The organism is Mesorhizobium sp. M5C.F.Ca.IN.020.32.2.1 (assembly GCF_004023105.1).
Taxonomy (GTDB): domain Bacteria; phylum Pseudomonadota; class Alphaproteobacteria; order Rhizobiales; family Rhizobiaceae; genus Mesorhizobium; species Mesorhizobium wenxiniae.
The window spans coordinates 1-7,350 of the sequence record NZ_RZSX01000259.1 but is presented as its reverse complement, the minus strand read 5'-3'; the positions used below and the strand labels follow the sequence as shown (position 1 = coordinate 7,350).

Here is a 7,350-nt window from a genome sequence, read left to right as displayed (position 1 = left end):
GTGGTTGGTAAGGAAGAAGAACGCGGCCGACTTTCTCGTCCGGCAAGCCATCCAGCAGACGATCGACGCGGCGGTCACGATGGCGGCATCAAGGACCATTGAACCGCCCAGATAGAGGTCGACCTGCTGCCAGAACATCGTCGACAAAGGGCGTAGTTCAAGCCAGATCCGCCACATGACGGGGCTGGCCGGATAGGTTCCCAGCAGGAACGTCGCTGCTCGCTCCCCTGCCAGAATCAGAAGGATGAGAGCTGGAAAGGCAAAGAGCAGTAGCGGCTTGCGCGTCATGTTCCCTCGACAATCCAAGCAGAATAGGCTGCAAAGATTGCGCGAGGCTTAATGGACGGCGCGCTCTTCCGAATAGAGGCGCTTCTGAGCCACGGCCCCGGTGAGTCGCGGCAAGCAACATTGATCATAGGCGCAGGCGTCCTGCCACAACCGTAGCGAGCCGCCCGCTATGTGCCATTTTCGCTACATTCCCGAAACTTACCTGTTTTTAGCCGGCGCTGAATCAATAAACCCTCACATGTTCCAGGAATTTGGCGGATAATCTGTCAAAGCTCGGTGAGAAGGCTTGGCCAGATAAAACGTACAGGGCACAATCGTGGGTGGGGTAGAAATGAATACGACAGCCTGGTCGATCAAAAAACGGGTGGGCCCTTTTACCAAGTACGTGTCGCGACAGACAAATCGACGCTCGAACGGGATGGCAAGGCTTGTTCCATCATCCCGGCATGATCTGCTCAGTCGACATCAAGACGGGACGCAAGACGATCCTGAGTTTACTTTTGAAGCCGATCAACAAGGCGCGTCAGGAGGCTTTGAGTGAGCGCTGGCGCCACCTCTCCCCCCACCAATCCTGGTCCACTACTCCTGCCGCTCGCCAACGAGGATTTTGCACTGGAATTTCGAGTTGTGGCGCGTGGCGGAATGCGCCGCGGGATCCGCTTGGAGCGGGCTTTTTGGATATCGCTGAAGCGGATGGCTGAGAGCCGGAAATGCACGATCGGCATGCTGATCGATGAGATAGCCGGAACTCAGGCACAGAACGGCAACCTGACATCGGCAATCCGGGTAGCCTGCATACGCGGTCAGGCGGAGCAAAACGTGACGTTGAGTAAGCTCGCGTCAATAAGGACGATCAACGCCATACTGGTTGCCTGCCCCTCGCCTGCATTTGCCTTGACGTCATCGAAGAAGATCCTGACTTTCAATGTTCCGTTCCAGCAACTGGTGAAGCGCCAACTGCCTTCCGGACCAAACGACGATGCGCGTCACGACCTCAAGCTGGCGCTGGACCTCAACGTTGCCGACATTTTTGCGCGCCTCGACCTCGACGGCGACACTCCGGTCACCAGCGGATTTGCCATCGGCGCCGGCGAACGCCAGTACCGTGGTCAGTTGAGCGCCGTGCGGGCGCCGGTGATCGAGCCGAAGCTGCTGATAGCGTTCGTCTTCTAGACCGGTTCCGGCAGTACTGAACGGCAATCCTGCAAGACGCGTTGTGTAATTTTACGGGGATCATAGCCTGCTGCGAACCTTCGCCAGGAGCAACCGTTGCGAAGTCGCCCTTGATGTCGGCCAAAATCCTCACGTCGCGAGCCAGCCGCTCGATCGCTACGCGGGGAACCGCCGCTTCAGCCAGCGAGCATGAGGGCGGTGACCTCCTCAGGCTTCTCCTGCTGGGACCAGTGTCCGCAACCAGCGATCACATGTTTCTTGCTGGCCAATGGGTTGGTTCGCTGACGCTGATTACCGGGGCGCCTGCGCCACTCACACACGCCGGCCGGTTTTCGCGTCGAACAGGTGGGCGCATGCGCGATCGACTTCGATCCGCACCTGCGCGCCTTGCTTGAGCGGCAGCCGCTCGCGGAACAGGCAGGAAATTTCCTCGCCGGCGCAGTCGACCTTGGCGAAGATTTCCGAACCCGTGGCTTCCAGGAGCGTCACCGTTCCTGGCATGCCTTGGGCGGTTGCGCGGATATGTTCGGGGCGGATGCCGTAGACAAGTTCGCGTCCTGCAGCGTCAGCCGGGCGGGCACCTTCCGGCAGCGGCAGGATCAGCCCGCCGGCGCTGCGGAACACGCCTTCCTCGATGCGGCCGGCAATGAAGTTCATGGCGGGCGAGCCGATAAAGCCGGCAACGAAGAGATTGGCCGGCTGGTCGTAGAGGTCGAGCGGCGCGCCGATCTGCTCGACCAGGCCGTCATGCAGCACGACGATCTTGTCGGCCATGGTCATCGCTTCGATCTGGTCATGCGTGACGTAGATGGTTGTCGTGCCCAGCCGCTGATGCAGCGCCTTGATCTCGCCGCGCATCTGGACGCGCAGCTTGGCGTCGAGATTGGAGAGCGGCTCGTCGAACAGGAACACCTGCGGGTCGCGCACGATGGCGCGGCCCATGGCGACACGCTGGCGTTGGCCGCCGGAGAGCTGACGCGGATAGCGCTCAAGCAGCTTTTCTAGGCCAAGGATATTGGCGGCATTCCTGACGCGGCCGGCGGTATCGGCCGGATCGGCTTTCTTGATCTTGAGGGCAAAGCCCATATTGTCGGCCACCGTCATATGCGGATAGAGCGCGTAATTCTGGAACACCATCGCGATGTTGCGGTCCCGCGCCCGCAGACAGTTGACCATCCGCTCGCCGATGGCGATCTTGCCGCCGGAGATTGTTTCAAGTCCGGCGATCATGCGCAGCAGCGTCGACTTTCCGCATCCCGACGGGCCGACCAGGATGACGAACTCGCCGTCGGCGATATCGACGCTGACGTCGTGAATGATCCTGGTGGCTCCGAAAGCTTTCTGCACGTTGTTGATGGTTACCGATGCCATTGGATTTCTCCGGGAGAAGAGTGATGTCGAGCTGGAATGCGGCTTCAGCCGCCCTTGACCGCGCCGGCGGTCAGCCCGGCGACGATCTGCTTTTGCGCGAACATGGTCAGGACCAGCACCGGCAGCGTAACCACCAGTGCTGCGGCGGCAAGCGGCCCCCAGCTCACCTGCTCATAGGAAAGCATGTTGTAGACGGCGACCGGTAGCGTGCGCGTCTCGCGGCTGGCGAGCACCACGCCGAAGACGAAATTGTTCCACGAAAAGATGACGGACAGGATGAAGGCGACAACGATGCCCGGCTTGGCGATGGGCAGGGCGACCAGCCGAAATACCTGCCAGGAGCTGGCGCCGTCGATGTTGGCCGCCTCTTCCAGTTCCATCGGCGTGGTCTCGAAATAGCCGATCATCACCCAGACCACGATCGGCACCGTCACCACCAGGTGGATGATGATCTGCGGCCAGAGCGTTCCGAGGATCCCGATCCATTGGAACAGCAAAAACAGCGGGATGAGATAGGACAGCCCCGGCGTCATGCGGGCGATCATGATGACGATCGCCGATCTTTCAGCCTTGAGCCGCGCTATGCCATAGCCAGCCGGTACGCCGATCAGCAGCGCCAGCAATGTCGCCGTGCCCGTCACCAGAACCGAATTCCAGAGATAGAGCAGGAAATTGTTCTCCTCGAACACCTTTACATAGTTCGACCAGGCGAAACGTTCAGGGATCAGGATCGGCGGATAGGCGCCGTTGTCGATCTCGAATTTCAGCGACAGCGAGATCATCCAGAGGAAGAACAGGATCGCCGGCGAGACGATGACCAGAGCCGCGAAAAACAGGCCGATCTGGTTGAGCAGACGTGAGCTCATCTATTTGCCCTCCGCATCGTTCCACTGCGAGCGCTGGCGCAGCATCAGGAGAATGAAGGACAGCGCCACGATGACGATGAAGAACACCACGGCCATGGCCGAGCCATAGCCGATGTCGTAGTATGAGAAGGCGGTGTTGTAGAGATAGATGTTGATAGTTTCCGACGCCGTGCCCGGTCCGCCCTGGGTCATCGCATAGATGATGTCGAAGCTCTTCAGCGCATCGATGGTGCGAATGATTAACGCAATCATCAGGAACGGCGCGATCATCGGCAAAGTGAGGTAGCGGAATTGCTGCCAGGCATTGGCACCGTCGATCTCGGCGCTCTCGAACGGCTCGCGCGGCACCGACGCCAGCCCGCCCAGCACGATCAGCATCACCAGCGGCGTCCACTGCCAGGTCTCGACCGCGACCAGCGAAGGGATGACCGTGTTGGCGTTGAATATCCATTCCTGCGCCGGGATGCCGACCAGCGATAGAAGGTAGTTGAGCACGCCGAGCTGGGGATGGAACATCATGGTCCAGACCAGCGCCACGGCAACGGGCGTTGCCATCATCGGCATGACGAAGACGCCGCGCAGCAGGCCGCGCAGCGGAAACCTGGCGTCGAAGATCAGGGCGGCGACAGTGCCCAAGAACATCGGCGCTGCCACCGACAGCGAGGTGTAGGTCAACGTATGAACAAGGGATTCCCAGAATCGCGGGTCGCTGGCCAGACGGAGATAGTTTTCCATCGCGGCAAAGCTCCGCGACTGGCCAAGCGTCCAGCTGTTGACGCTCATCCAGAGCGTGAACGCCCAGGGAAACACGATCACGGCGCTAACGACGACGAGCGCCGGGACGACAAAGGGCCAGTAGTTGGGAGCCAGCCGGACCGACTGGCTCTCCTCGATGGCCTGCGTCGCTACCCCGGTGCGATCCGTCGTCACCTCGGTGCGACCCGTCGTCACCCCGGTGCGTTCAGGGGCGATGGTCGACATCAGCCCTGCTCGCTCCTGTCGAGAACCGGCTGGAACTGTGCGGTGGCCTTCTTCAGCTCCTCGGCAGGATCGGCACCGGCAATCATGTTGGTCAACGCCACGCCGTAGATGTCGCGGAACTCGGTGACCGGGATGATCACCGGCAGCGCCAGCCTGCTGATATTGCCGGACTGGACCACTGCATCGAGCCAGCTTGCCGGCATGGTGACGCCTTCGCGCACCTTCGGATCTTCCAGCACCGACTTGCGGAACGGCACGCCGGCGCCGGCCTGGAGCAGGCGTGCGCCCATGCCCGGGGAAACCGCCCACTGACAGAAGAGATAGGCAGCTTCCTTCTTTTCGCTGGAGGCGGTCACGCCGAGGCCGTCGCCAAACGTCCCGGAGGCATGCGCCTTGGGCCCCTTGGGCATGACGCCATAGCCGACTTTGCCGACCACGCGCGACTTTTCGGGATTCTCCATCGGCGGAGCAAAACCCACGCCATCGAACCACATGCCAATCTTGCCTTGCAGGAAGGCGGACTGCGCTTCAGCCCAATTGAAGCCGGTGACGCCCGGAGGGGCCGACTTGGTCATCAGCCTCTGGTAGAGGGCCGCGGCCTCGATCGCCTCGGGCGTTTCGGTGCGCAGCTTGCCCTTGTCGTCGAGCGGCGTCATGTCGTAGCCGAGCATCAGCGACGTCCACACCGGCGTGTTGGCATTCTTGAGGCCGCGGGCGACGAAACCGAAAGTGTTGGTGGATGGATCGGTCAGCGCTTCGGCGGCGGCCACCAGCTGGTCGAACGATTCAGGGTATTTGAGGCCCTTGGCCTCGAACAGCTCCTTGTTCCAGTAGACGATCCAGTAATCCACCGAGAAGGGCAGCGAACGCAGCACGCCCTGGCTGTCCTTGGCGAAAAGCATGCCGGCCTCGGCGAAATCGCTTTCGACAAGCCCAGGATCGGTCAGGGTCGGATCGGCCAGATAGCCTGATATGTCGGCCAGCCAGCCACCCTTTTCGAACTGGCGCTTCTGCACGTGATAGCTCAGATGAACGACGTCGAAGCTCGGCTTGCCGGAGCTCAGTTCGATGACCGTCTTCTGCCGCTGCTGTTGTTCTGGCGTCGCCTCGGCATTGACCTTGATGCCGGTCAGCTCCTCGAATTCGGCGATATATTTCAGGATGGTGTCGCTGCGCGGGCTTTTCACCAGATTCACGTCGAGCGTCGTGCCGGCAAAGCGCTTCCAGTCGACGCTGGCGGAAAAGCTCGGGCGAAGGCCGGCCAGGCCCGCTGCGGCGAGCGCCGTGGTTCCTGCAAGGACTTGCCTTCTTGTTGGCTTAAACGGATTGGACGACATTTCTTCCTCCCTGGGTTGCTGTCGTTGTGGGTAGTGTCGCGGCAGCCGCGAACCATACGTCCTCAGATCTGGAGCGCCAACCGGCGCGCGTTGTCGATATGCCGGCTGATCGCCTCGACCGCCTTTTGCGGGTCGCGGCTCTCGAGCGCTTCGATCACCGTCAGGTGCTCCTGCATCACCGGCACGACGCGCCCGTCGATACGGAAACGCTCCTGGTGGATTAGCCTGATCTTTACCGAATTGATCAGATACGCCTTGGCGATGATCTCGTTGCCCAGCGCATCGATGAAGGTGTCGTGCATGGCCCAATCGATGTTCTGGGCCCTGGCTTCCATTTCCGGCGTCGGCGCCTGCGACAGCGCTTGAGCCAGCATGTCCTCATGCTCGTGCCGCAGGCGGGCGAGCTCGGCGTCGGAGGCGTTGACGGTGAACAGCGCCACCGCTTCGCGCTCCATGAACAGGCGAAACTGGAAGGCCTCGCGGATCAGGCTGATGTCGATATGGGCGATCTGCATGCCGCGCTGCGGGATGGTCATGAGAAGTCCCTCGGCCTCGAGACGCGGCACGATCTCGCGGATGGCACCAAGCGGCAGGCCCGTAAAGGCAACCAGCTCACGCTGCGACACGAACTGTCCCGGCCGCAGATCGCGGGCCAGCAAATGCCGCGTGAAGCTGGCATAAGCTTTTTCCCTGAGGGTGGCCGGTTCGCTGCTGTCGTCCATTTCAGCGCTTCCCTTTGCCAATCAGGCCGGCTCTGTCGCAAACAGCCTGTCGTAGGCGGCAGCAAGCTGTTGCCGCCCTTGCGAAGCCATCGGCTCCAGCGGCGGACGGACCGCCAGCCAGCGCTCGTCGCCGGTTTTGCGCGCCACCATGACCTTCACCGCCGGGATGACCGGATATTTGAGCAGTTCGAGCACGAACCTCTCGACACGAGCATCGTCGCGCCCGTCCTCTGCCATGGCGCGGATTTCGCCGGTGACGAAATTGGCCATGCCGGAGATGGCGCCATGCCCGCCCTGGCGCACGCTTCTGGCCAGGTGCCGCTCGTCGCCGATCAGGATCACCAGGTCGCCATGGGCTCTTAGCAGCGCCTCGCTGTAGCTCCAGTCGCCACCCGAATCTTTGACACCGGCGACCACGCCGGGAAAGGCGGCACGCAGCCGACCGATCAGGCTGAGCGGGAGCGGCACCATGGTGACAGAGGGGATGTTGTAAAGCAGGACCCCGCGAGCCAGCGGGCCGAGCGCGGCGAAGACGGCGGAAAACCATCCGAACAACCCGTCCTCGCCGACATTCTTGAAGTAGCTCGGCGGAGCCAGCAGGATGTGGCGGAC

Annotated in this window: 7 protein-coding genes and 2 pseudogenes; 2 read left to right on the top strand and 7 right to left on the bottom strand. The window is 61.6% G+C overall.

Going from position 1 to position 7,350, the window contains the following annotated elements; all coding sequences use genetic code 11:
- Positions 1-288: pseudogene (locus tag EOA86_RS15035) on the bottom strand (hypothetical protein); the annotation flags it as partial.
- 339 nt (positions 289-627) lie between these two features.
- Between EOA86_RS15035 and EOA86_RS15030 the strand changes: the two are divergent.
- Both EOA86_RS15030 and EOA86_RS15025 read left to right on the top strand, forming a co-directional pair.
- Positions 628-833: pseudogene (locus tag EOA86_RS15030) on the top strand (HlyD family type I secretion periplasmic adaptor subunit); the annotation flags it as partial.
- A complete protein-coding gene (locus tag EOA86_RS15025) occupies positions 826-1,461 on the top strand; it encodes a ribbon-helix-helix domain-containing protein (protein ID WP_128342349.1) in 636 nt (211 codons plus the stop codon). The pseudogene EOA86_RS15030 and the gene EOA86_RS15025, both read left to right, overlap by 8 nt.
- Before the next feature lie 312 nt (positions 1,462-1,773).
- Here EOA86_RS15025 and ugpC read toward each other — a convergent pair whose 3' ends face one another.
- The 6 genes from ugpC to EOA86_RS14995 all read right to left on the bottom strand — a co-directional run.
- Complete coding sequence (ugpC, locus tag EOA86_RS15020) at positions 1,774-2,832, bottom strand: sn-glycerol-3-phosphate ABC transporter ATP-binding protein UgpC (protein ID WP_128342348.1); 1,059 nt, start codon at positions 2,830-2,832, stop codon at positions 1,774-1,776.
- 44 nt (positions 2,833-2,876) lie between these two features.
- Positions 2,877-3,698 (bottom strand): carbohydrate ABC transporter permease, encoded by an 822-nt coding sequence (locus EOA86_RS15015; RefSeq protein WP_128239002.1) that lies wholly within the window; start codon positions 3,696-3,698, stop codon positions 2,877-2,879.
- Entirely contained in the window at positions 3,699-4,679 is a 981-nt protein-coding gene (locus EOA86_RS15010) for a sugar ABC transporter permease (RefSeq protein WP_128342346.1), read from the bottom strand.
- Entirely contained in the window at positions 4,679-6,016 is a 1,338-nt protein-coding gene (locus EOA86_RS15005) for a sugar ABC transporter substrate-binding protein (RefSeq protein WP_128342345.1), read from the bottom strand. The genes EOA86_RS15010 and EOA86_RS15005 overlap by 1 nt, the downstream gene beginning before the upstream one ends.
- A gap of 62 nt (positions 6,017-6,078) precedes the next feature.
- Positions 6,079-6,738 carry a GntR family transcriptional regulator gene (locus EOA86_RS15000; protein WP_127212763.1) on the bottom strand — a complete coding sequence of 220 codons (660 nt, stop codon included), beginning with the start codon at positions 6,736-6,738 and terminating at the stop codon, positions 6,079-6,081.
- A gap of 21 nt (positions 6,739-6,759) precedes the next feature.
- Positions 6,760-7,350: dihydrodipicolinate synthase family protein (locus tag EOA86_RS14995; protein WP_164891758.1), on the bottom strand; the 591-nt coding region annotated here is incomplete at its 5' end.

What these genes read in the sequence shown, in the direction of transcription:
- ugpC (WP_128342348.1), bottom strand. Translation starts at nt 2,832, where the DNA reads ATGGCATCGGTAACCATCAACAACGTGCAGAAAGCTTTCGGAGCCACC.
- EOA86_RS15015 (WP_128239002.1), bottom strand. Translation starts at nt 3,698, where the DNA reads ATGAGCTCACGTCTGCTCAACCAGATCGGCCTGTTTTTCGCGGCTCTG.
- EOA86_RS15010 (WP_128342346.1), bottom strand. Translation starts at nt 4,679, where the DNA reads ATGTCGACCATCGCCCCTGAACGCACCGGGGTGACGACGGGTCGCACC.
- EOA86_RS15005 (WP_128342345.1), bottom strand. Translation starts at nt 6,016, where the DNA reads ATGTCGTCCAATCCGTTTAAGCCAACAAGAAGGCAAGTCCTTGCAGGA.
- EOA86_RS15000 (WP_127212763.1), bottom strand. Translation starts at nt 6,738, where the DNA reads ATGGACGACAGCAGCGAACCGGCCACCCTCAGGGAAAAAGCTTATGCC.